At 60.6% G+C, this 665-nt stretch carries 1 protein-coding gene; it reads left to right on the top strand.

Going from position 1 to position 665, the window contains the following annotated elements:
- The coding region (locus tag CH290_RS15785; RefSeq protein ID WP_141216192.1) for an MCE family protein at positions 1-665 on the top strand (665 nt) is incomplete at both ends.

Below are 665 nucleotides of genomic sequence, written 5' to 3'. Positions count from 1 at the left end.
TTCAAGAAAGTCGTCAGTATCGACCTGGTGACCGATTCGGTGGGTAATGCGTTGCCCAGCAACGCGGATGTGAAGGTTCGCGGTTTGATCGTCGGTGAAGTGCGGTCGGCGTCGTCGGTCGACGGTGTGGTGACGGCGAAGTTGGCGATCGATCCGGACAAGGCCGATCTGATTCCGTCGAACGCGACGGCGCGGTTGTTGCCCAAGACGTTGTTCGGTGAGCGGTACGTGGCGTTGCAGATTCCCGAGAACGACACGGCGTCGCCGATCACCGACGGGACCGTGCTCAGGCAGGACACCAGTGGCAGTGCCATCGAGGTCGGTCAGTTGTTGGACAACTTACTGCCGTTGCTCGAAGCGATTCCGCCGCAGGATCTGGCGAGCACGTTGGGTGCGTTGGCGCAGGGTCTGAGTGGTCGTGGTCAGGAGTTGGGGTTGACGATCGATCGGTTGGACACGATCTTCAAGGGTCTGAACACCGAGTTGCCGAACATTCAGGAGGATCTGCGTGGGTTGGCGGATTTCTCGCAGACGTATGCCGATGCGGGTCCGCAGTTGATCGATGCGCTCGACAATCTGTCGGTCACGGGGAACACGTTGGTCGAGCAGCGTCCGGCGGTGGATACGTTGATCTCGTCGTTGACGGCGACGAGTGCGTCGACGGC

It is taken from the genome of Rhodococcus sp. 06-156-4 (assembly GCF_002259345.1).
Taxonomy (GTDB): Bacteria; Actinomycetota; Actinomycetes; order Mycobacteriales; family Mycobacteriaceae; genus Rhodococcoides; species Rhodococcoides fascians_E.
Note: the sequence above shows the minus strand (reverse complement) of the source record. Positions and strands in the feature narration are given on the sequence as shown.